Source organism: Campylobacter sp. RM5004, assembly GCF_022369455.1.
Taxonomy (GTDB): Bacteria; Campylobacterota; Campylobacteria; order Campylobacterales; family Campylobacteraceae; genus Campylobacter_E.
Window position 1 is genome coordinate 1,421,657 of the sequence record NZ_CP059599.1, and the last position, 22,695, is coordinate 1,444,351.

Annotated in this window: 23 protein-coding genes, 1 tRNA gene and 1 rRNA gene; 8 read left to right on the forward strand and 17 right to left on the reverse strand. The window is 29.4% G+C overall.

Going from position 1 to position 22,695, the window contains the following annotated elements; genetic code table 11:
* Positions 1-12 precede the first annotated feature (12 nt).
* The 17 genes from AVANS_RS07000 to AVANS_RS07080 form a co-directional block, all read right to left on the reverse strand.
* The gene (locus tag AVANS_RS07000) at positions 13-699 is read right to left on the reverse strand and encodes a hypothetical protein (RefSeq protein ID WP_239817177.1); all 687 of its coding nucleotides are present in this window, start codon (positions 697-699) and stop codon (positions 13-15) included.
* 1,228 nt (positions 700-1,927) lie between these two features.
* Positions 1,928-2,089: a hypothetical protein gene (locus AVANS_RS07005; protein ID WP_239817178.1), complete on the reverse strand. Its 162-nt coding sequence runs from the start codon at positions 2,087-2,089 to the stop codon at positions 1,928-1,930.
* A gap of 462 nt (positions 2,090-2,551) precedes the next feature.
* Positions 2,552-2,628 (reverse strand) — tRNA-Ile (locus AVANS_RS07010).
* Between the two features lie 121 nt (positions 2,629-2,749).
* Positions 2,750-4,258: ribosomal RNA gene (locus AVANS_RS07015) — 16S ribosomal RNA — on the reverse strand.
* A gap of 351 nt (positions 4,259-4,609) precedes the next feature.
* A complete protein-coding gene (locus tag AVANS_RS07020) occupies positions 4,610-5,389 on the reverse strand; it encodes an XdhC/CoxI family protein (protein WP_239817179.1) in 780 nt (259 codons plus the stop codon).
* On the reverse strand, positions 5,382-6,179 hold the full coding sequence (gene yqeB / locus AVANS_RS07025; protein WP_239817180.1) for a selenium-dependent molybdenum cofactor biosynthesis protein YqeB: 798 nt from the start codon (positions 6,177-6,179) through the stop codon (positions 5,382-5,384). The genes AVANS_RS07020 and yqeB overlap by 8 nt, the downstream gene beginning before the upstream one ends.
* A complete protein-coding gene (locus AVANS_RS07030) occupies positions 6,172-6,735 on the reverse strand; it encodes an NTP transferase domain-containing protein (RefSeq protein ID WP_239817181.1) in 564 nt (187 codons plus the stop codon). The genes yqeB and AVANS_RS07030 overlap by 8 nt, the downstream gene beginning before the upstream one ends.
* A complete protein-coding gene (gene yqeC / locus AVANS_RS07035) occupies positions 6,732-7,406 on the reverse strand; it encodes a selenium cofactor biosynthesis protein YqeC (protein WP_239817182.1) in 675 nt (224 codons plus the stop codon). The genes AVANS_RS07030 and yqeC overlap by 4 nt, the downstream gene beginning before the upstream one ends.
* Entirely contained in the window at positions 7,396-7,857 is a 462-nt protein-coding gene (gene xdhC / locus AVANS_RS07040; RefSeq protein WP_239817183.1) for a xanthine dehydrogenase subunit XdhC, read from the reverse strand. Before xdhC ends, yqeC begins: the two co-directional genes overlap by 11 nt.
* On the reverse strand, positions 7,847-8,722 hold the full coding sequence (gene xdhB, locus AVANS_RS07045; RefSeq protein WP_239817184.1) for a xanthine dehydrogenase subunit XdhB: 876 nt from the start codon (positions 8,720-8,722) through the stop codon (positions 7,847-7,849). The genes xdhC and xdhB overlap by 11 nt, the downstream gene beginning before the upstream one ends.
* The gene (xdhA, locus tag AVANS_RS07050; RefSeq protein ID WP_239817185.1) at positions 8,710-11,007 is read right to left on the reverse strand and encodes a xanthine dehydrogenase subunit XdhA; all 2,298 of its coding nucleotides are present in this window, start codon (positions 11,005-11,007) and stop codon (positions 8,710-8,712) included. Before xdhA ends, xdhB begins: the two co-directional genes overlap by 13 nt.
* Before the next feature lie 8 nt (positions 11,008-11,015).
* Positions 11,016-12,350, reverse strand: coding sequence for a solute carrier family 23 protein (locus tag AVANS_RS07055; protein ID WP_239817186.1), 1,335 nt, complete (start codon positions 12,348-12,350; stop codon positions 11,016-11,018).
* 141 nt (positions 12,351-12,491) lie between these two features.
* On the reverse strand, positions 12,492-13,271 hold the full coding sequence (locus AVANS_RS07060) for a prepilin-type N-terminal cleavage/methylation domain-containing protein (protein ID WP_239817187.1): 780 nt from the start codon (positions 13,269-13,271) through the stop codon (positions 12,492-12,494).
* Positions 13,249-13,815 (reverse strand): type II secretion system protein, encoded by a 567-nt coding sequence (locus AVANS_RS07065; RefSeq protein WP_239817188.1) that lies wholly within the window; start codon positions 13,813-13,815, stop codon positions 13,249-13,251. The genes AVANS_RS07060 and AVANS_RS07065 overlap by 23 nt, the downstream gene beginning before the upstream one ends.
* Before the next feature lie 2 nt (positions 13,816-13,817).
* Positions 13,818-15,146 carry a DNA repair protein RadA gene (radA, locus tag AVANS_RS07070; protein ID WP_239817189.1) on the reverse strand — a complete coding sequence of 443 codons (1,329 nt, stop codon included), beginning with the start codon at positions 15,144-15,146 and terminating at the stop codon, positions 13,818-13,820.
* The gene (gene ftsY / locus AVANS_RS07075; RefSeq protein ID WP_239817190.1) at positions 15,139-16,014 is read right to left on the reverse strand and encodes a signal recognition particle-docking protein FtsY; all 876 of its coding nucleotides are present in this window, start codon (positions 16,012-16,014) and stop codon (positions 15,139-15,141) included. The genes radA and ftsY overlap by 8 nt, the downstream gene beginning before the upstream one ends.
* Positions 16,014-16,589: a TlpA disulfide reductase family protein gene (locus tag AVANS_RS07080; RefSeq protein ID WP_239817191.1), complete on the reverse strand. Its 576-nt coding sequence runs from the start codon at positions 16,587-16,589 to the stop codon at positions 16,014-16,016. Before AVANS_RS07080 ends, ftsY begins: the two co-directional genes overlap by 1 nt.
* 45 nt (positions 16,590-16,634) lie before the next feature.
* Between AVANS_RS07080 and AVANS_RS07085 the strand changes: the two genes are divergently transcribed.
* From AVANS_RS07085 to AVANS_RS07120, 8 genes are all read left to right on the forward strand, one after another.
* Positions 16,635-17,180, forward strand: coding sequence for a 5-formyltetrahydrofolate cyclo-ligase (locus AVANS_RS07085; protein ID WP_239817192.1), 546 nt, complete (start codon positions 16,635-16,637; stop codon positions 17,178-17,180).
* On the forward strand, positions 17,177-18,757 hold the full coding sequence (rny, locus tag AVANS_RS07090) for a ribonuclease Y (protein WP_239817193.1): 1,581 nt from the start codon (positions 17,177-17,179) through the stop codon (positions 18,755-18,757). Before AVANS_RS07085 ends, rny begins: the two co-directional genes overlap by 4 nt.
* A 71-nt stretch (positions 18,758-18,828) precedes the next feature.
* Entirely contained in the window at positions 18,829-19,305 is a 477-nt protein-coding gene (locus tag AVANS_RS07095; protein WP_239817194.1) for a DedA family protein, read from the forward strand.
* Positions 19,302-20,081: a DUF535 family protein gene (locus AVANS_RS07100; protein WP_239817195.1), complete on the forward strand. Its 780-nt coding sequence runs from the start codon at positions 19,302-19,304 to the stop codon at positions 20,079-20,081. Before AVANS_RS07095 ends, AVANS_RS07100 begins: the two co-directional genes overlap by 4 nt.
* Before the next feature lie 34 nt (positions 20,082-20,115).
* Positions 20,116-20,370, forward strand: a complete 255-nt coding sequence (locus AVANS_RS07105) for an RNA-binding S4 domain-containing protein (RefSeq protein WP_239817196.1) — start codon at positions 20,116-20,118, stop codon at positions 20,368-20,370.
* Positions 20,360-20,758 carry a tRNA (adenosine(37)-N6)-threonylcarbamoyltransferase complex ATPase subunit type 1 TsaE gene (gene tsaE / locus AVANS_RS07110; RefSeq protein ID WP_239817197.1) on the forward strand — a complete coding sequence of 133 codons (399 nt, stop codon included), beginning with the start codon at positions 20,360-20,362 and terminating at the stop codon, positions 20,756-20,758. Before AVANS_RS07105 ends, tsaE begins: the two co-directional genes overlap by 11 nt.
* Positions 20,745-21,467: an LPS export ABC transporter ATP-binding protein gene (gene lptB / locus AVANS_RS07115; RefSeq protein ID WP_239817198.1), complete on the forward strand. Its 723-nt coding sequence runs from the start codon at positions 20,745-20,747 to the stop codon at positions 21,465-21,467. The genes tsaE and lptB overlap by 14 nt, the downstream gene beginning before the upstream one ends.
* Entirely contained in the window at positions 21,467-22,693 is a 1,227-nt protein-coding gene (locus AVANS_RS07120) for an RNA polymerase factor sigma-54 (protein ID WP_239817199.1), read from the forward strand. The genes lptB and AVANS_RS07120 overlap by 1 nt, the downstream gene beginning before the upstream one ends.
* Positions 22,694-22,695: the final 2 nt, after the last annotated feature.

The following is a 22,695-nucleotide window of genomic DNA, read 5'->3' on the forward strand; positions in this document are numbered from 1 at the left end:
TTATAATTTTTATCATTTAATTTCTTCTTTTTCTGGATCAAAGTTTGAATAACCACAATTATCAAATTTATAATTATAAGAAATACGTTGTTCTTTCATGTCATTTTCATACGATAAAAGCCAATAATCAACTTTTTCAAGTCTACGTTTATATTCTTTTTCTTTGTCTTCATGCTTATCAAATTTATCAGAAAGGTAAATTTTATAAAATCTATATGTATTATCTTCAAATTCAAATGCTAAATCTAAATAAAATGTAACTGAAGCAACAAAAGTACCTTGAGGCAAGAGAATGGGCTTAGTAAATCCAGCTGTATTATTTTTAACTACTAGATATTTAGTATAATCAACTAATTCTAATTCATCGTAATTAACAAGATATTTAGAATAAGCATTTTTTCTTAAGTAATCTTTGTAATTATCTAGATTTATATCTTTATGTATCTTATATTTATGACTTGCAATACTATTATAAATCATTTTATAAAGGATATCTTCACGTACTAATAACTTTGTAAAATCATCAACCACTACTCTTTTATAAAGCTCATCTTTAGGTAATATCCTATTTTCTTCTAAGCAATAGCCTTGCTGATATTTTTTATAATCACTTAGAGTTACTATTCTTTCATGAGTTTTACTTGAATAATCAGGTATGGTTCTAAAAAAATAATTATATAAAGCAAATATTATTATCACAGGTATTATGCTATAAGTAAAAGCAAGTTTGTTATTAAATTTCTTTCTTAATTTAAAGAAAAATATTATAAAAAATATGATTATAAAAGCTTTAAGATATATTAGTGGATGAAATGAAATTGCGTTATATGATAAATTTATTAATTGACCTAAATCTGTAAAAATTAAACCATTGGCTGCAAAAAAGCAAAAAAGAATTGTGCCAAATATATTGAATTCTGAACCAATACCAACAACAACACCAGCTAAAACTGAAACAACAGCAATTAGTAATTCAATAATTAGAAAAGTTTTAAAAAGTATTTTTAAGATTTCTAATATTTTTTTTCATACTATGACCTTGATTGTTTTTCATATCATAGCATTTAATAAAACAATTATCAATTTTAATATTTAAATTCCTATTTCAAATTCTCATAATTTTAAAGGAATTTAAATTAGCTTTTTAAATTATTAAGCATGCTCTAAATAAACTCTATAATTTTATATGTATTATCAATTTAAAAACAATTTTTAAAATAAAAACAAAGCATAATAAACAATGAAGAAATTATATAAATTAATACTAAGTTTACTGCTAAATGTAATTTGACAAATAAGTTTAAATGAGTTAAAATGCAAATATTATGTGTTTATGGCATCATCGTTATGGGGCGACGGCTCATTGGCTATAAACACTCAGCCCCCCCCCCCCCCTTTTTTTTTTTTTTTTTTTAATTACTTCTTATAAATTTGATAAGTAATGCAAAATCCACTAAAATACCATAATAACTACTATCAAGTATGGGATTCAAGACAAATGCTGTGAGTGGTCTTTACCTCGTTACTGAGCCGCTAGTAGTTATAAAAAGATAGTTAACGTTATTTAAGGAACCTGTATAGATGGCACATAATAGTTTGGCGTAACCAAGTGAAAACTCAGGGCTCTAGTCACTTAAATAACTAAGCCATCTCTATCTTTCTTTTATAAACTACTTTACCTATGTTTAATTCTTTTAAATGCTCTTTATTTTCACTTAAAAACATAGTTTTAATATTTATCACATCACCTTTTTGATTAACTATAATTACAAGAGTTCATTTTTCTATTTTCGCTTAAAAAAAGCAAGAAAATTTAACTATTTATAATTAATAATATATTAATTATCAAAATTATTTTTATTTTAAATCAACTACTACAACACATTATGAAACAATTTGTTTTAACTACTATTTAAACAAATGAAATTTATACATTATTACTTGTTATCTCATCTATAATTTTTGCTACAAATTTAAAATCATCTAAACTATCTTGATTTTTTAATAAATATTCCTTAAATGCTTGTGGGTCTTGCTTTATAAACTCATTTAGTTTTTGTATTAAATTAAAAAACTTATTTGTATCCATTTTTAACCTTTAATTATATATATATATATCATCAATTTAAAAACAATTTTTTTAAATAATTATAAAAACAAAATTCCTAATTCAAATTCTTTTATCTTTATTAATTTAAAAACCTTAAACATATTGTTTTAATATAATTATAATTTAATCCCCATTCTCACATCAACCCACAATCTCTCTTAACCCCAAACACACCAAAAACATTCAACATTTAAAAAACTCTAAAATAATAAACCTACCCTTATCCACTCAAGCACTAAAAGAATATAGATTAATCTCCCTAACTTAATTTTACTCAATCAAGCTTACACAATCTAATAAAAGAAACTAATAAATCATAAAAATACTTTTTAAGTAAAGAAGGTAAAAACAATAAACTAAAAACACTAAATAAATAAAATAATGTAAAAAATAAAATTAAAACAATAAAAAAAACAAAGATTAAAAACATAAGGGAGTAAATGGTGGGCCTAACAAGACTTGAACTTGTGACCTCACCCTTATCAGGGGTGCACTCTAACCAGCTGAGCTATAGGCCCTTAAGAAGTAGAATTATTGTTATATATTATTTCATTTCAACCTTTGATATCCAAACAAGCTCTCAAGAGCTAGTTAATTATTATCTACTCTTTAGTGTGAGTTAAAGAGTGTGTACTCTAGAAAGGAGGTGATCCAACCGCAGGTTCTCCTACGGTTACCTTGTTACGACTTCACCCCAGTCGCTGATTTTGCTGTGGGCGGTAACTAGTTTAGTATTCCGACTTAAAGCACAATCAACTCCCATGGTGTGACGGGCGGTGAGTACAAGACCCGGGAACGTATTCACCGTAACATAGCTGATTTACGATTACTAGCGATTCCGGCTTCATGCTCTCGAGTTGCAGAGAACAATCCGAACTAAGACATATTTTATAGATTTGCTCCACCTCGCGGTATTGCTTCTCATTGTATATGCCATTGTAGCACGTGTGTAGCCCTGGGCATAAGGGCCATGATGACTTGACGTCGTCCACACCTTCCTCCTCCTTGCGAAGGCAGTCTATTTAGAGTGCTCAGCCGAACTGTTAGCAACTAAATACGTGGGTTGCGCTCGTTGCGGGACTTAACCCAACATCTCACGACACGAGCTGACGACAGCCGTGCAGCACCTGTCTCTAAGTTCTAGCAAGCTAGCACCCTCTTATCTCTAAAAGGTTCTTAGGATATCAAGCCCAGGTAAGGTTCTTCGCGTATCTTCGAATTAAACCACATGCTCCACCGCTTGTGCGGGTCCCCGTCTATTCCTTTGAGTTTTAATCTTGCGACCGTACTCCCCAGGCGGTATGCTTAATCCGTTAGGTGCATTACTAAAATGACTAGCATTCTAATAACTAGCATACATCGTTTAGGGCGTGGACTACCAGGGTATCTAATCCTGTTTGCTCCCCACGCTTTCGCGCCTTAGCGTCAGTTAAGTTCTAGCAGATCGCTTTCGCAATTGGCATTCTTAGTAATATCTACGGATTTTACCCCTACACTACTAATTCCATCTGCCTCTCCCTTACTCTAGAATAGCAGTTTTGAATGCAGTTTAATGGTTAAGCCATTAGATTTCACATCCAACTTACTACTCCGCCTACGCGCCCTTTACGCCCAGTGATTCCGAGTAACGCTTGCACCCTCCGTATTACCGCGGCTGCTGGCACGGAGTTAGCCGGTGCTTATTCTTACAATACAGTCAGTATTCTTCTTGTAAAAAAGGAGTTTACGCTCCGAAAAGTGTCATCCTCCACGCGGCGTTGCTGCTTCAGGGTTTCCCCCATTGAGCAATATTCCCCACTGCTGCCTCCCGTAGGAGTCTGGACCGTGTCTCAGTTCCAGTGTGTCTGATCATCCTCTAAGACCAGATATGCGTCATAGCCTTGGTAAGCCATTACCTTACCAACTAGCTGATACAATATAGCCCTATCCCTTACCGAAAAACTTTCCCGCCCTAACTTATGTTAGAGCGGAGTATAGAGTATTAGCAGTCGTTTCCAACTGTTGTCCTCTTGTAAGGGGCAAGTTAGCTATACATTACTCACCCGTGCGCCACTAATCCGTCTAGCAAGCTAGACTTCATCGTTCGACTTGCATGTGTTAGGCACGCCGCCAGCGTTCACTCTGAGCCAGGATCAAACTCTCCATAATTTAAATGATTACTTTTTAATTTTAAAAAATTAAAAAATAAATAAAATAATGAAGTGAATGATTTAAAACTTAATATAAATATTTAAAAGTTTTAAATGGCTCTTGATCACTTGTTTAGATATCAAAGATTGACGTTGAAATAATTGATATATTTAAAATTAACAATAAAACTATTTAAAAATAACGATTTGCTAAATTGCAAATTAAAAGCTCGTATTATATGTTATTAACCTTAAAGATTACTTAAAGTATAAAAAATATTTTATAAAGTTTGGAAGAATTTGAAATAGGAATTTGAATTGTTTGGAATGTTTAAATTCCTAATTCAAATTCTTTGGTGGAATTTATAAACTAAAAGCTCTTTTTGTGTGCTAAATTACCTTGATTTTTTATAAGTAAAATCTCGCTTAAAATACTAAATGCAATTTCTCTTGGTTCTTGATTAGCTATATCCAAACCTATTGGAGCATAAATTTTATGAAATAATTCATTGCTAAAATTATCTTTAATAAGCTCATCTTTAATAAATTTATGCTTAGTTTTTGAGCCTATTACGCCTATATATTTTGCATTTTTTTCTATTACACTTTTTAAACATTTATAATCATCTAAATGAGATTTTGTAACGATTATAATATAAGTATTTTCATCAATTTCTAAAAAATCTAAATCTTCATAATTGCTTAAATATTCTTCATCTGCATAATTCTTTAAATACTCTTTCCTATCATCAAGCAAGATAGAATAAAAACCTAAAAATTTAGCTAAAAATATTATTTCTTTTCCTATGTGTCCTGCTCCAAAAATTATTAGTTTTGGTTTTTGATTTATTATTTTTATATAACCACTTGCAAACCCACCACATTGCATTTTTAAATCTCCGTTAGGAGTTAATTCGTGATTAAAAATCTTGCTTTTGTTATTTTCTAAGCATTCTTTAGCTTCTTTTAAAACTTCATATTCTAATTTGCCACCACCTATACTCCCAACGCTTGTTCCATCGCTAAATAAAGCCATCATTGAACCAGCGTTTCTTGGAGTGCTACCACTTGATTTTGTAAGCGTAATTAAGGCAATTTTTTCATTTTTTTCACATCTTTTATAAACTTCTTTTAAAACAACATCATCCATTTTTATTCCTATTTTCTAAATACATTAAAGCTTCAAGCGCCCCACCGCCTATGCTTCTAGCCTTATCTGAAATACTAAAACAATTTTCATATTCACTAATCCTTGGGTCAATATCTGCAATCTTAAGGCCTTTTTTAACTCCAAAATTATCATTAATAATACCCCTTAAAAGCCCACTAATACTAGCTTTAACAGGCGTATTATTAATATATGCGATGATTTCTTCTTCTTTTACAATATCACCTATTTTAGCAATAGCTTTAAAATTTCCATTATCGTTTGCATAAATTACTCTTTTTGCTCCAATTCCTTTTACTTCAGCAGGAATTCCTGTATTTTCTTCAGCAAAACCCCCTAAAATCACTTTGCCTAAATTATGACCACGATTACTCTCAATTACTGCATGAGCATCGATTCCTGCACAAAATCCGGGTCCAATGGCAATTACAACAGGAGCCATATTAATATTTGTCCCTAGATTTTTTTTAGCCAAAATCGCATCAATTAAAGCCCTTGGCTTAATATAATTTAAAATATCTAAATTCTCATCAATTATTATAGGTATAAAGCCATCAATTTCTAAAAGCTCATCTTTATTAACTAATTTTGCTTTTATTCCTTCTATTTCGCAAGTTTTATCATAGACTGCTTGAGAAAAGCAAACCTTAGTTCTAATTGAACTTGGCTTTAAACATTCTAATAATAACACCTTAAAACCTGCTCTAAAAAGCCTTGCAGCAATTCCACTAGCAATATCTCCAGCCCCCCTAATAACTACAAAATCATTCATTTATTAGCCTTAAATCTTCTTTAGTATCTATGTCTTTTCCTTCTAATTCATCATCTAAATCAACAAAAATTACTTTATCTTTATATTTTTGAATCAGCACTCTTCCACCACTATCATTATCTAATTCGCACAATTCTTTAAAATAACTTTTATCAAAAATAGTAGGCAAGGAATTAATCTTATTAAATCTAGGAACAACAATATAATTTTCTTTATATTTTGAAATAATAGTTTTTATTGAATTACTTTTTAAAAATACTTGATCAATGGGTAAAAATAAAGCATAATCGTAATCTAAAGAATTATTTAAAGCGATTTTTATACTTGTATTTTGACCTTTATTAAAAGCATTTAAAATAATATCTAAATCTTTATAATTTGTCTTTAAATATTCGTAATTATTCTCATTAGCAACTATTTTAATATCCATATTAAGCTCTAAAGCTTTTTTAATAACAATATCAATAAAATAAGCATTTTTATACTTTAAAAATGATTTATTAGCTCCAAGTCTTTTAGAATAACCAGCTGCTAAAATTATGCAAATTCCTTTCAAAAATTAAGCCTTATATATTTTTCTTCTTTTAAAAATCCAGCTAATAATCTAAAATTTTTTAATCTTTTAGCAAGTTCGTTTAATACTTTTAAATCATCACACCTATTAAAGAAAATAAAATTGCTAGAATTTGAAATAGGAATTTCAAACATTTTAAGACATATATTTTCTATTAAATCAATGCTAATTACATCATTTTCACTTACTTTAAAGACTTTTAAAAACTCATCAAATCTATGGATAAAATCTTTATTTAATCTATGATTTAATAAATGAAGTGGAACAATTCCTACTATTTTATTTGTATCTTCTAAAATAACAGGCTCATTACTCTTCCAAGCTTTATAAGGCAGTTCCTTAGCCCCATCAGCTTCATAAATAAACAAATCACAATTTTTATAAAAATCACTAAAATCATCTAAAGCATTTACTTTATTATCAATAATTTTTCCACATAAATTAACGCCTTTTTTTAGTTTATTTGCGTTTGTTTCATTATATAAATTATTAAAGTTTTTATCCTTTATCTCATACATTTTAGTGCTTGTTGTAAGAATTGTGATTTTATCTTGATTTTTTCTAGCTAGATTATAAGCAAAGGTAGTTTTCCCACCTGAGCCTATAATAGCAATCTTATCTTTTTGCTTAATTTCTAAAGCTTCATTTAGCATAATTTGCAGTTTCTTCTATTGCTTGAAAGATTTTTTTATATCCTGTGCAACGGCATAAATTACCAGAAACTCCACGCTTTATTTCAAACTTAGTAGGCATTTTATTTTTATTAAGCAAAGCAGTTGATGAGATAATAAATCCAGGAGTACAAAAGCCACATTGAACAGCTCCATTTTTTATAAAACTCTCTTGTAAAGCACTTAAACCATCAATAGGAGTTAAGCCTTCTATTGTGGTGATTTTTTTACCATCAGCCCAAGCTGCTAAATAAATACAACTATTTACATTCTTTCCATCAACCAAAACAGCACAAGCTCCACATTCACCAACACTACAGCCTTCTTTTGTTCCACTTAATTGCAATTCATTTCTTAATAATTCAAGTAATGACATTCTAGGGTCAATGTGTAATTCATAAATTTTATCATTAATACAAGTTTTAATTTTCATAATCTTTTCCTATTAATTCATAAATAGCTCTTTTTGTAAGCGTTGTTAGAAGATTGTTTCTAAAATCTTTAGAAGCTCTCCAAGAATCTCTTGCCTTAGTTTCGTTTAAAACATTATTAGCAATTTTTTCAATATTTTCCTTAGTTAATTCCAAGCCTTTTGCTAATTTTTCACTTTCTTTAGCTCTAATAGGAGTAGGTGCAGCAACCCCATAAGCTAGTTTTAAATCAATTATTTTTTCATCACTTGATTTAAGCATAACACTAACTCCAATTGTAGCTATATCCATTGCATTTCTTTGAGCAAATTTTATGTATTTACTAGCATATCCTTCGTAAGATTTCTTAGGTATTTTAATGCTTGTTAAAATATCTCCTTTTTCTAATTTCACCACACCTGCACTAAGATAAAAATCACTTATTGCTATTTCTTTTTGCTTATCTTCGTTAAAAATAACCAAAATCGCATCAAGTGCAAAAAGACTTGAAGCACTATCAGCCGAAGTTGCACCATTGCAAATATTTCCACCTATTGTAGCCATATTTCTAATTTGTGGGCCACCTACTAAAGCAGCTGCCATTTTTAGATTTGTTAAATTATTTTTTATGATTTCATTATTTTCTATATCATCAAAAGTGCATAATGAACCTATATGAATAAACTCATCATCAATTGTTATATTTTTTAATTCATTTAAAGTGTTAATTCCTATTAGGTGTTTATTTGAATATTTTTTATCCAAATTTCTAAGTTTAATTAAAACATCAGTTCCACCTGCAATTAATACCGAATCATCAATAGTTTTTAATAATCTGCTAGCTTCACTAACGCTTTTTGCTTCCGTGTAATTACTTAAATAATACATTCTTTATCCTTAGCTTGAAAAAATCTTTCTGGTGTTATTGGTATTTGATTAAATTCTATATTTGTTGCATCAAGCACTGCATTTCTAATAGCAGGTGCAGGAGAACACATAGGAGGTTCTCCTAAAGATTTATTACCAAATGGACCATAAGGGTCGTAATTATCAACAAAACCAACATCTAAATCAGGAACATCAAGCGCTGTTGGAACTTTATAATCTAAAAGATTATTATTTAAAATCTTACCTGTTTTAGTGTCGTATTTTAATTCTTCTAATAAAGCATAAGGAATTGCCATTCCCATACCGCCTTCTACTTGAGAACTTGCTAAAAGTGGATTTAATACCTTACCAGCATCATGAACATTTAAAATATCTAATATTTCTATTTTTCCTGTATTCATATCAACCTCAACCATAGCCATAGTTGCACCATAACTATAAGAGTTTGTATGACAATTCACACTTGCAAATGCTGATAAACTTTTAGCCTTTTGCCAATCATAAGTAGTGTGTAAAGCAAAATCAGCTAAGCTCATTAAAACTTCTTTATTTTTAAAGATAATATTTGCATTTTCTAATTCAAGATTTGCAAAATCAACATCTTTTAATCTCGCTGCTGTTTTTAATATTTTTGTTTTTAATTTTAAAGCAGCCTCTTTTACTGCAAGTCCTGTTACATAGCTTTGTCTTGAAGCATAAGCTCCTGTATCAAATGGAGCTGTATCTGTATCGGTATTTGCATCAACTATAACCCACTCATAAGGAATACTTAAAACTTCTGCTGCCATTTGAGCTAAAACCGTATCAGAGCCTTGACCAATTTCAGTTGAGCCTAGCATTAGTTTAATATGTGCGTCTTGATTTAGTATTACTCTTGCAGCTGCTGTTTCTAAGCCCTTTGGATAAACACCAGTTGTGTAAGTAAAAGTTGCAAGCCCTACTCCACGCTTTTTATAAGGGTGATTAAATTCTTTACAGGCTTTTTGTTTTTCATAATAATTAAATTTTTCTTTAGCAACTTCAATACATTCTTTTAATTTTGCTGATTTTTGAATAACTTGATTTAGTGGATTTAAAACATCATTTCCTACTATGTTTTTTTCTCTAAAGCTAATAGAATCAAAACCCATTTTTCTAGCGACATTTTCCATAAAACTTTCTATAAAAAACATAACTTGTGGAACGCCATATCCTCTCATAGCACCTGCTGTTGCTATATTTGTATGAACGGTTTTAATATCATATCTAAAATTAGGAATATTATATAAAGATAATAAAACTCCACCACCTTTAATACCAACTGAATGAGTATGAGATGCATAAGCTCCTTTATTTGATAATACTTCTATATCTAAAGCTTTTATGAAGCCATCTTTGCTAATACCCATTTTTGCTTTATATTCCATTTCGTGTCTTGTTCTAGTATATGCAATACTTTCTTCTCTATCAAGCGAGATTTGAACAATTTCTCCACCCATAGCCATAGATAAAGCAACGCAAAGTGGCTCAATTGTTACTTCTTGTTTATTACCAAAGCCACCACCAACAAAAGGTTTTATTACTCTAAAATAACTCCAGTGTTTTTCAAACACTTCTCCTAAAACTCTTCTTAAAATATGTGGAATTTGAGTTGAGCTTACTACTACATAGCGATTATCTTGGTCTTTATAAGCATAAGCTACTTGATTTTCCATATGACAGTGCTGCTGTAAAGGAACTTTAAATGTATCGCTAAAAACATAATCACTATTAGCTAAAGCTGTTTCAACATCTCCAACTTTACTAATAGTATGAGCCATTACATTGCTATCTAAATCCTCATGAATTTTAACAGCACCTTCTTGCATTGCTTCTTTTGGTGTTAGATAAAAAGGAAGCTCTTCATATTCAACTTTTACTTTACTTACTGCAATTTTTGCAGCTAAATCGCTTGTAGCAATAACGGCTGCTATTTCATCTCCAAATAATCTTACATGCTCTGTTAAAACAGTTCTATCATATCTATCTCTTGTCTTTGGATCAAGTCCAAATGGATGACCTGCGGTTGCAAATTTTGTTTTTGGCATATCTTTATAAGTTAAGATTTTAACAACTCCATCAACTTTCAAAGCTTCACTAAAATCAAAACTCTTAACATATCCATGTGCTATACTAGCCCTTACAATTCTAGCAAAAAGCTTCTTTTTTGTAGGAATATCAGCAGTATAAATTGCTTTTCCTGTAACTTTAGCATAAGCATCCCATCTTGTTTCACTTTTACCTATTGTCTTAAAATCGTCTTTCATACTCACCCTTATTTATCTTTTGCAAAAATTAAAGAAGCTATCATAGAAGTAACACAAACTCCTACTACACTATCTTTAAAAACCCAACTAATATAACTAGGCAAATTACTAGTAATTTCAGGATGAACTCCAAATCCATACCCAAGACCAAAAGTAACACCTAATATCATCACATTTTTATTGCTAAATCCTGCATGTGCTACAATCTTAATTCCATTAATTAAAATCATAGCAAAAATCATAATAACAGCACCCCCTAAAACACTATCTGGAATAGTTCTAAATATTGCACCTAATTTAGGAATAAATGCTGAAATTATCACTACAATTGCTCCTAGTGCAATGCAATATTTATTAATAATTTTTGTCATCGCAATTATTCCTGCATTTTGCCCAAAAGCAGTATTTGGTAAAGCATTTAGCAAGCTTGCTACCATACAGCCTACTCCATCAGCTAAAATTGCTCCACTTACTTCCTTTTCTTTTGCACTTCTATTAAATGCTGCAACGGTTATGCCATTTACATTGCCTATTGTTTCAAGACTAATTATTATATAAACAATAGCAGCACTCACAATAGGAGCTAATTCAAAATGAAAATCATTTATTAAAATAATAGGCGCAGGCAAACTAAACCAACTAGCATCACTAATAATGCTAGTATCAACCCTACCTACCACATAAGCTAAAGCATAGCCTATTACAAGACCTATTAAAATCGCTGAAACTTTGAAAATACCTTTTGTAAAACGCTGAATTGTAATAATAATTGCAAAAGTGCTAAAAGATAAACCTAAATTAATTAAATCCCCATAAGTTCCTAATTTTTTAGCAGCCAAGCCGCCCGCACAATAATTAACCCCTACATCTAATAAATTAATACCGATTGCAATTAAAACAACGCCTATTACTAATTCTGATAAGATTTTTTTAATATATTTATAAGTAAAGCCTATAAAAATAGTAATTATGCTACCCATTAGTGATGATGCTAAAATAGCACTAAAACCATAAGTATTTGCTACATTTATTGCAGTTGGAACAAAGGCAAAAGTTGTTCCCATAACGATTGGAAGATTTGCACCTATTTGGATATTTTTGTATTTGATTGGATAAAGTTGTAATAAAGTTACAATTCCTGAAGCAAGCATTGCTGATTGAATTAAGCTTATACTATCTTGCGTGGATATTACTGAGCTTGTGCTATTTATTACACCTATGATTATTAAAATGGGGGCTAAATTTCCTGCAAACATAGCAAGAACATGTTGCATTCCTAAAGGAAGTGCCACTAAAAATGGAGGTTTTCCTTCTAAATTGTAAATTAAGTTTTTATCTCTCATCACACACTTTCATTTTATAAAAGTCCGATTATACAAAAGCTTACTTAAAAGCGCCTTGATGATTATTAATAATATTAAAAGATAAGTAAAGTTAAATTCCTATTTCAAATTCCAAAAAAATCAAAGAATTTGGATTAGGAATTATTGATTGTTTAATTCGTGGCAATATTTTGGAGTTTTTTTAATACCGCTATACCAAACTATTTGACCTTTTTCACTCATTTTTGGAATATTTATAAAACCTACATTATTTAAACTTATACATATACTTGTATCTTTTGAAATTATATTTGAATTAGAAAGTCTTACTACATAATCTGAACTTTTTATTAAATTATATTTATTTAATTTACTTACATAAGAGCTAACGTAAAACTCGCCTAATTCATTTACCATCAGACGATTTGCTTTTCTTGTTTTGTTATTTACTTTATAAAAAATCTCGGCATTTTTTATATTAAAAGCCTTTGTAAGATTAGCTTTATTACTTAAAGCTTTATCATCAATACTAATTCCTGCAAATCTAGCTCCTATTAATTTAGAGTTATCAAATAAATCTTGCACTAATTCATCAGCATCAGGATTTGAAGTATTTGTGCCAATTTTATCGCTAAAAATACTATAACCTATTTCTTTATGATCGCATTTGTATTTATTATAAGATGTTTTTATATTTGCTACGCAATGAAAATAAATCTGAAAATATGAATTATCATAATTACTAAATCCATTATAAACATCATAATTTATCGCTAAATATTGCAAATAATATAAATCATTTAAAACACTTCTTGCTGCAAGCATTAGTGAGTTTGAATTAATTTTTGAGATTGCTATGCTAGAAAGTATCATTGATACAACTAGCACTAAAATAAGTTCAATTAAAGTAAAGCCACGCTTATTTGCACGCAGCTTTTTCAATCTCTATAAACCCTGTAAATTCTGCTACACTAATACAAACTTTTTCACTATTTTTTTTAAGTTCAATTTGAAAACCACTAGAAGCAGGATCATAGTTTAAAGGCTCTCCTAGTTCATTAAAAATAATATCGTTTTCAGGGTTTGCATAAATACTAGCCTTACTAGGAACAAATTTAGAAATTTCAACACCAAAGTTATTTAATAAATTTGCTCTTTTAACGCATTCTGGCTTACTATCATCACATATTAGTTTGCTTGAATCAATATAATCATTAACAATAATGTTTTTATGTGGTGTATTGATTATTTTATAAGACTTTAAATTTTTATTAAATCTTATTCTATAATACTCACCATGATAATTAGGCACACCATATAAATCATCTCCAAGAGCTAAAATCCTAACATATCTAATATCATTTGCTACACTTCTAGCGGCGTCAATTAATTCACCTGTATGAATTTTAGAAATCGCAACAGCACTAAGTATCGCACCAACAACCATAACAACTAATAATTCAATCATAGTAAAAGCTTTTTTCATACCTACATCCATTCTAAAACTTGAGCTAACTCATTAGCTACAAAGCATTTAATTCCTTTAAAATTACTTTTGTTTGGAATTATAGCATTTTTAAAACCTTGATTTTTTGCTTCATTAAGTCTAATATCTAGGCTAAAAACTTCGCAAATCCCACCATTTAAGCTAAGTTCTCCAATAAATACACTCTCATTGCTTAAAACTCTATTTTTAAAGCTTGATATTATAGCAGCTGCAACTGCTAAATCAGCAGCCGTTTCGCTAACCTTTATTCCGCCACTAATATTTATAAATACATCATATCTTGCAAGTGGGATTTCAAGCTTTCGCTCAAGTAAAGCAAGTATCATATCAAGGCGATTTTTATCAAATCCTGTTGCACTTCTTTTTGGATATGTGCTCTCACATACAAGCGCTTGAACCTCAAGTGTAATTGCACGGCTACCTTCTAAGATTATTGTTAATGCACTTCCTGCGTGATTTTTGCCTAAAAATCTAGTTTTAAGGTTATTTGCACTTATAAGACCACTTTCGCTCATTTGCCAAATGCCTATTTCGCTAGTACTTCCAAAACGATTTTTAAAGCCCCTTAATATTCTTAGCTCTTTACTCGCATCTCCTTCAAAATAAAGCACCACATCAACCATATGCTCAAGCACTCTAGGTCCTGCGATTGAGCCTTCTTTTGTAATATGACCTATTATAAATGTGCTTATGTTATTACTTTTGCTAAGTTTCATTAATTCAAATGTTAGCTCTCTTACTTGCGTGATTGAGCCTGCACACGAGCTTATATTTTCTGAATAAATCGTTTGAATACTATCAATAATTAAAACATCATAATTATTATTTAATAGTTCGTTTTTTATATTTTCAAAACAAAGCTCTGTGAGTAAAAATAAATCATCTTCATTAGCACTTAATCTATTTGCACGAAGTTTTATTTGGCTTTTGCTCTCTTCTGCACTTACATAAAGAACCTTTTTACCATTTTTAGCAAGATTTGCAGCGGTTTTTAAAAGTAAGGTTGATTTTCCAACTCCAGGAGAACCACCTAATAAAACTAATGAGCCTACAACAAGCCCGCCACCTAAAACCAAATCAAGCTCTTTATCATAGGTTGAAAATCTATCAATTTGCTCAACCAAAACTTCTTTTATGCTAATAGCTTTGTTTGTATTTGTTTTGCTAGTTTGTTTTAATACTTCTATTTGAGTTTCGTTTAATTCTAAATATGAATTAAATGCCCCACATTCAGGGCATTTTCCTAAATATCTAATTTGTTGATTGCCACAAGCTTGGCATTCATATAGGCTTGATTTTTTCTTAGCCATTTTTAAAAATTCCGTCTAAAAGAACCTTTAAATATTCATCTGCTTTAAAAGGAGCAATATCTGCTGCACCTTCTCCGTATCCAAAATATAAAATCGGAAGCTCTAATTCTCTTGCAATTGCAAATAATGAACCACCTTTGCTTGTACCATCAAGCTTTGTGATAATCACTCCATCAAGTTTTACTAAATCATTAAAAACTTTTGCTTGATTTATCCCGCTATTTCCTTGGGTTGCATCTAGGACTAAAATTTTTCTGTGTGGAGCGTTTTCATAAGCACGTGATGAAATTCTTATGATTTTTTCTAATTCATTTGCAAGATTTTTTTTGTTTTCTAATCTTCCTGCAGTATCTAAAATAACATTATCATAAGCTTTTGCAACACCTTTGCTAATGGTATCAAACGCAACTGCGCTTGGGTCATGCCCTTGTTTTGTGCTTACTATATCGCAATTATTCTTGCTAGCCCAAAGTTCAAGCTGCATAATAGCACCTGCTCTAAAAGTATCGCAAGCTCCTAATAAAACTTTTTTGCCTTGATTTTTATAAAAATTACTTAATTTTCCTATGGTTGTAGTCTTTCCTACTCCATTTACTCCTAAGATTAATTCTACAAATGGTTTGTCGCTAGAATTTGAATTCGGAATTTCATACATAAAATACGAGCTCATAACTCTATGCAAATCTTCTCTTTGCACTATCTCACTAGGCGGTAAATAATATAAAATCTCTTCAACAATTTCATAAGTAATATCAGCATTTACAAGCATTTCTTCTAATAAATCTTTGCTTATTTTTTCGTTTTTTGGTTTTACTTGATTTATTGCTTCAATTGTTTTTGCTAAGCCTTTTTTAAAAAAATCTAACATTATTTCAACACCTTTTGAATATCAATATCTAGCATTTCTTCATAAAATGCGCCTAAATAATTATTTATATTTTTTCCATTTTGATCAAATAAAGCAGTATATGGAATGCCGTTAATTTCGCCTAAAACCTTTAATAAAGTAAAATTATTATCACCCACTGCTATATCATAATTTATTTCATTATCTTTAATAAATTTAGCTATTTCTTCATCGCTTTTTTCTTCTAATAAAATACCTATAATTCTTACTCTATCTTTGTATTTTAAAGCTAGATTATTTAAATGTGGGATTTCAGCTTTACAAGGTGGACACCAAGTAGTGAAAAAATTAAATATTATAATCTTATCATTTGATGAAATTTCTATATCTTTATTATCTAAACTAATTCTTTTTATATCAAATAATTCATCACTATTATAGATTTTTAAAGGGAATTTAATTAGCTTATTAAACTCAGTTTTAGTAGTTTTAATTTCTTGGATTTCACTTTGTTCGCTTTCTACTTTTTTTTCTTCTTTTTTATCAAAACAAGCAGTAAAAAACAATAAAGCAACACCTAATAAGATAGCTTTCATTTTTGTTCCTTATGTAATATATTTAGAAATTTTTTAGGTTAGATTATGGATAAAAAGTTAATAAGAGAAAAATTTCATAAAGAAAATTACAAATTTTGCAAAAATTACGATAGTTTCAAAGCTATTTTAAAAATATTATCTAGCTATAAAACTAATAAGAAATTAAATATCTTGCTTTATATCTCAAAAGAAAAAGAAATAAACCTATATCAATATAAAAGATTTTTAGCAAAAAAATATAATTTATACATTCCAAAAATGCTAGAAGATAATACCCTAGCTTTTACTAAACTAAGATTTCCTTTAGTTTATAAAAAATTTAAAATCAAAGAGAGTTTAAGCAAAATAGAAAATATTAAAATAGATATTGCAATAATTCCTGTTTTAGGCATTGATAAAGATTTTAGAAGAATAGGTTTTGGCAAAGGATTTTATGACAAGACATTTTCTTTAATTTATTATGATTTATTAATTATTTTTATTCAAAATATAAAGTCTGTTACTAAAAACAAAATTTGTTTAAAGTCGGATATTCAAGGTGATTTTTATATCGCTAACGGAAAAATTATGAAAAGAAAAGAGAAGTTATGACATTAGTTGAAATTATATCGTTATTAGCGGTATTTATTTTAGGCGGAGCATTAGGAGTATTCATTGCAAAAAGAATAAATGAAGCTCATTTTAAAATTCACGAAGAACAAGCAAAAGCTAAAGCAAAAGTGATTGAATATGAAGCTGAAAAAATACTTCGCAATGCTGATAAAGTCCTAGAAAATGCCAAAGCAAGTGAAGGAAAAATTGAGTTAAGTTATAAAAAATCTTATGATGAAAAGGTTTTAGAACTTCAAAAAGAGCATGATAAAAAGATTTTAGAAGTAGAAAAAAAAGAGCAAATTTTAGCTATAAATGAGCAAAAATTAGAAGAATTTAAAGCAAATATCGTAAAAAGCGAACAAGCAGCAAACGAGCTTATGGAAGAAGCAAATCTTCTTAAAAAATCATGCGAAGCAAAAATGCAAGAGCTATTAAGTAGCATTGAAAATATTAGTGGTTTAACTCAAATTGAAGCAAGAGAATTAGTAATAAATCAAGCTAAAGAAGACGCAAGAGATGAAATAGCTCATATAGTAAGAAAATGCGAAGAAGAAGCAAAAGCTCAAGCAAAAGCAAAAGCTGGATATATCTTAGCACAAGCTACTACAAGATTTGCAGGAGAATACGCAAGTGAAAGATTAATAAGCGTAATAAATCTTAAAAGCGATGATTTAAAAGGAAGAATTATCGGTAAAGAAGGAAGAAACATAAAAACTCTTGAAATGGTTTTAGGAGTTGATGTAATCATTGATGATACTCCAAATGCCATAATCATAAGCTCATTTAATGTTTTACGCCGTGCAATAGCTAAAAAGGTGATTGATTTACTTATTGAAGATGGCAGAATTCAGCCTGCTAGAATTGAAGAACTTCATGAAAGAGTTTCAAAAGAATTTGAAGAAGAAATGTTTAATGAAGGTCAAAATATCATAATGGATTTAGGGCTTACAAAAATGGCTCCTGAATTAGTAAAATTAATCGGTCGTCTAAAATATCGTGCAAGTTATGGACAAAATGCCCTAGCACATAGTTTAGAAGTTGCTCACCTTGCAGGAATTATCGCAGCTGAGTGCGGTGGAAATACAAGACTTGCAAGAAGGGCTGGAATTTTACATGATATAGGCAAGGCTTTAACTCATGAATATGAAGGAAGCCATGTTGATTTAGGCGCTATGGTTTGCGAAAGACACAAAGAACACCCTGTTGTTTTAAATGCTATTTTTGCTCATCATGGACATGAAGATGCTTTAAGCATTGAGGCTGCTGCAGTTTGCACTGCTGATGTTTTAAGTGCAGCAAGACCAGGTGCTAGAAGAGAAGTTTTAGAAGCATTTTTAAAGCGTGTTAGTGAGCTTGAAGCAATTGCTAAACAGCATTCACAAGTTAAAAAAGCTTATGCGATAAATGCAGGTCGTGAAATTAGAGTTATAGTAAATGCTAAGCTTATTAATGATGATGAAAGTGTTCTATTAGCAAAAGAAATAGCTAGTGAAATTACTAATAGTATGCAATTTCCTGGCGAAATTAAAGTAAATGTTATCCGTGAAACTAGAGCTGTGGAGCTAGCTAAGTAATGCAAGAATTTATAGATAAGTTTGTTCAGTACGGATACATTTTAGTTTTTTTATACTCTTTAGGCGGCGGTATGTTAGCACTGCTTGCCTTAGGAGTTTTTGCAAGTGCTTATAATGTAAATCCTTATATTAGTATTTTGGTAGCTTTTTTAGGGAATTTCTTAGGTTCAAGTGCTTTATTTTATTTTACAAGAACAAGCAAAAAAGACTTTCAAAAACATCTTGTTAAACATAGGCGAAAATTAGCTCTTTTGGTAGTTTTATTTAGAAAAAATGGCTTTATTTTCACCTTTGTTTGCAAGTTTATTTATGGGCTTAAAACTTTAGGGCCAATTGCTGCTGAGATTTCAAAACTAAGCTTTGTAAAGTTTAGTGTTTATAATCTAATTTCGTGCATAATATGGGCTATTGCTGTGTTTTATGTAGCTTATTTTTTAGGAGAGAGTTTAGGACAATTTTTTGATGAATATTCTTCTTATATGCCTATTGTTTTACTAATTTTATTAGTAATAATTTTTATATATTTTAAGATAAAAGCTAAGAAATGAAAACTAATAAATTATTTAAAATTAGGTTTTTTCTAAGAAAAATTATTCATTTTAAAAATCACAAATTCCTAAATCAAATTCTAGCAGACAACGAAGCTTTAAAAGATAAGTTTAACATATCACCAAAATATTATAATGATATGCTTTGTAAAAAATATGGTTCTACAAGTTTTTCTTTTGCTTATTCAAATGCTTGTTTTAAAAGAGATTTAGACATAATTACTAATAAATATAAAAATATTCTTGTTAATGATGAGATTTTATTTAATCAAGATGATTTAAAAATCACACTTAGCTCAAATCCAAAAGTAATTAGTGAAGGTATTTTTACATTGCATTTATTTTATAAAAATGCTTTGCTTTATTCTTTAAGCTTTGTTTTATTAGAAGATGCTTTACTTATTAGTGCAATGCAAGGAGCATTTAGTGCAAAAGATGAGATAAAGGATTTTACAAAGGCATTTTTTGGCTTAAGACCGATTAATTTTATTATATATTGTGCTTTTATCTTTGCTAATTCAATAGGTTTTAATAAGGTTTGTGGCATTAAAGATAAATATTTGGTCTCAAGATTTAAAAGAAATAGAAAAAGAGATGGAAGAGTTTTTGTAATTCCAAATTATGATGAAATTTGGCAAGAAAATACAGATATTATTAATACTCATCATTCATTTTATGAGCTTAGTTATATTAAAAAGGATTTAGAAGAAATTCCATCAAAAAAACGTTCAATGTATAAAAAACGCTACGAATTTTTAAAATCAGTAGTTTTGTAAGCAATAATTATTCCTATATTGTTAAAATACAAATATGAGAGTAGATAAATTTTTAAACGCAGTAAATATTACAAAACGCCGTTCAATTTCACTTGATATGTGTAAAAACGGCGTTATTTATATAAATGGCAATGTTTCTAAGCCTAGTAAAGAAGTAAAAGTTGGCGATATTATAAGTCTTAATTTATTAAACGAGCAAATTAAATATAAAGTTCTAGCCTTGCCAACGACTAAAAACGTAGCTAAGGCAAAATCGCATGAATATGTGGAAAAAATAGATGAAAATTGATGCAAGTTTAAATGAATTAGATTTAGTTGTAAATGAATTTAATAAAAGCGGTATTTATTTATTACAAGGCAATTTAGCTAGTGGAAAAACAACCTTAGTAAATGCAATTGCAAAGAAATTTCTAAATAAATTCGCATCATCTCCAACATTTAGCGTAATGAATACATACACTGATAACTTAAATTACATATATCATTATGATATTTATCAAAAAGGAACAAAGGCTTTTATTGAAAATGGACTTTATGAAAACCTTTTTAATGATGGGCTGCATTTGATTGAATGGGCTGATGATGATTTTATAAAGATTTTAGAACAATTTAGCTTAGCTTATAAGATTGTTAAAATTACTCCTAGCGATAAAGGAAGACTTTATGAGTTTAGTTGAATTAAAAGCACTTGGTTTAAAAAAGAGTATTAAAAACACAGAAATTATCAAAAATGTAGATATGAGTATGAATAATTCTCAAATCGTTGGTCTTTTTGGCTCAAATGGTGCAGGAAAAACAACTACATTTTATATGATTTGTGGACTTATAAGTCCTAGTGAGGGAAATATTTTTTTAAATGATTTAGATATTACAAATGAGCCACTTCATAAACGTGCAATGCTAGGCATTGGGTATTTACCACAAGATTCTAGCGTTTTAAAGGATTTAAGCGTTTGGGATAATATGCAAATTGCAGCAGAACTTAAGGGGCTTAAAGATATAAATGAATTAATAGAAGAAAAATTAAATCTTTTAAAGATTTATGATAGAAAAGACCGCCTTGCAAAAAGTCTTAGTGGTGGAGAGCGTCGTCGCCTTGAAATCGCTAGAGCTTTAGTTTTAGAGCCTAAGTTTTTATTGCTTGATGAGCCATTTGCAGGGGTTGATCCAAAAAGTATAAATGATGTTCAAGGCATTATAAAAGACTTAAAAGAGTTAAATATCGGAGTCTTAATAACAGATCATAATGTTCGAGAAACTCTTAAAATATGCGATAAAGCTTATGTGCTAGATAGCGGAAGCATACTTGCAAGTGGTAGTGCTAAAGAAATAGCAAATAACGAAATAGTTCAAAACAAATACCTAGGTAAAAACTTTTCTTTATAATGTTAAAAGTTCGCCAACAAACTAGCATAAAGCCTAAATTATCACAAACTCTAAGAAGTTGGCTACCATTACTTCAAGCTAGTAGTGAAGACTTAGAAGAAGAAATAAATAATTTAGTAAAAGATAATCCTTGTGTAAAATTAAGCTCACCAAAAGAAAGCAAAAGCACAAAAACTACAAAACAAGTAAAACAGCTTTATTCTAAAGGCGGTGGCTTAATAGAAGAATTAAATATCGCTAAAAAAAGCCTTTATGATGATTTAGAACTTCAAATAAACAAAACGCTATTTCCAACTCTAAAATCACAAAATATAGCAAAAATTATAATATCTTGCTTAGATGAGTTTGGTTATTTTGTCTATGATGAAGATTTATGTAAAAACTATTCTAAAGAAGATATAGAAAAGGTTAGAAAAAGGTTTTGCTATCTTGAGCCTTTAGGTGTAGGGGCTATTAATTATCAAGAAGCTTTGGAGTTTTGTTTGCTTAATACAAATATAGAAAATGAGCTGTTTTCTTTATGTATAAAACTCATAAATAATTTAGATAATTTAAATAAATTTACAAAAAACCCACTTTATAAAGACGCTATAAAAATCATAAAAAGCTTTAATTTACCGCCTTTTGTTGATGATTTTGAAGATAGTTTAGAAATCATTCCTGATATTTATATTCTTACAAATAACAATGAATTAGAAATAATAATAAATGATGAGTATTATCCAAAAATTGAAATTAGCGAAGATAGTGAGCTAAAAGAACAGATGAAAAATGCAAGAAATCTAGTAGATGCACTAGAAATGAGAAAGGCTACTCTTAAAAAACTTGCACTCATGATAGTAGAATATCAATACGATTATTTTTTTGGCGGATCTATAAAGCCACTTAAAATGCAAGATATTGCAAGTGAACTTGATAGAAATACAAGCACAATTAGCCGTGCAATAGCTAATAAATATATAAGCTCAAATCGTGGAACAATAGCTATAAAAGAATTTTTTACAACTGATTTAAACGATGGCACAAGCAATAAAACTATAAAGGACTTTGTAAGTGAGCTAATTAAAAACGAAAATCATGAAAAACCTTTAAGTGATCAAATCATTTTAGAAAAAATTGAAAAAGAATTTAATGTAAAAATCGTAAGAAGAACAATCACAAAATATAGAAAATTATTAAATATTCCAAGCTCAAGTGAGAGAAAGAAATTATATTCATTAAGGTAGAA

Excerpts from the sequence above, each read along its gene's own strand:
- AVANS_RS07120 (WP_239817199.1), top strand. The coding sequence starts at position 21,467 with ATGTTAAAAGTTCGCCAACAAACTAGCATAAAGCCTAAATTATCACAA.
- AVANS_RS07020 (WP_239817179.1), bottom strand. The coding sequence starts at position 5,389 with ATGGATGATGTTGTTTTAAAAGAAGTTTATAAAAGATGTGAAAAAAAT.
- AVANS_RS07085 (WP_239817192.1), top strand. The coding sequence starts at position 16,635 with ATGGATAAAAAGTTAATAAGAGAAAAATTTCATAAAGAAAATTACAAA.
- ftsY (WP_239817190.1), bottom strand. The coding sequence starts at position 16,014 with ATGTTAGATTTTTTTAAAAAAGGCTTAGCAAAAACAATTGAAGCAATA.
- xdhA (WP_239817185.1), bottom strand. The coding sequence starts at position 11,007 with ATGAAAGACGATTTTAAGACAATAGGTAAAAGTGAAACAAGATGGGAT.
- AVANS_RS07005 (WP_239817178.1), bottom strand. The coding sequence starts at position 2,089 with ATGGATACAAATAAGTTTTTTAATTTAATACAAAAACTAAATGAGTTT.
- xdhB (WP_239817184.1), bottom strand. The coding sequence starts at position 8,722 with ATGTATTATTTAAGTAATTACACGGAAGCAAAAAGCGTTAGTGAAGCT.
- rny (WP_239817193.1), top strand. The coding sequence starts at position 17,177 with ATGACATTAGTTGAAATTATATCGTTATTAGCGGTATTTATTTTAGGC.
- yqeC (WP_239817182.1), bottom strand. The coding sequence starts at position 7,406 with ATGCTAAATGAAGCTTTAGAAATTAAGCAAAAAGATAAGATTGCTATT.
- AVANS_RS07055 (WP_239817186.1), bottom strand. The coding sequence starts at position 12,350 with ATGAGAGATAAAAACTTAATTTACAATTTAGAAGGAAAACCTCCATTT.
- lptB (WP_239817198.1), top strand. The coding sequence starts at position 20,745 with ATGAGTTTAGTTGAATTAAAAGCACTTGGTTTAAAAAAGAGTATTAAA.
- AVANS_RS07095 (WP_239817194.1), top strand. The coding sequence starts at position 18,829 with ATGTTAGCACTGCTTGCCTTAGGAGTTTTTGCAAGTGCTTATAATGTA.
- AVANS_RS07080 (WP_239817191.1), bottom strand. The coding sequence starts at position 16,589 with ATGAAAGCTATCTTATTAGGTGTTGCTTTATTGTTTTTTACTGCTTGT.
- AVANS_RS07105 (WP_239817196.1), top strand. The coding sequence starts at position 20,116 with ATGAGAGTAGATAAATTTTTAAACGCAGTAAATATTACAAAACGCCGT.
- AVANS_RS07100 (WP_239817195.1), top strand. The coding sequence starts at position 19,302 with ATGAAAACTAATAAATTATTTAAAATTAGGTTTTTTCTAAGAAAAATT.
- radA (WP_239817189.1), bottom strand. The coding sequence starts at position 15,146 with ATGGCTAAGAAAAAATCAAGCCTATATGAATGCCAAGCTTGTGGCAAT.
- yqeB (WP_239817180.1), bottom strand. The coding sequence starts at position 6,179 with ATGAATGATTTTGTAGTTATTAGGGGGGCTGGAGATATTGCTAGTGGA.
- AVANS_RS07065 (WP_239817188.1), bottom strand. The coding sequence starts at position 13,815 with ATGAAAAAAGCTTTTACTATGATTGAATTATTAGTTGTTATGGTTGTT.
- xdhC (WP_239817183.1), bottom strand. The coding sequence starts at position 7,857 with ATGAAAATTAAAACTTGTATTAATGATAAAATTTATGAATTACACATT.
- tsaE (WP_239817197.1), top strand. The coding sequence starts at position 20,360 with ATGAAAATTGATGCAAGTTTAAATGAATTAGATTTAGTTGTAAATGAA.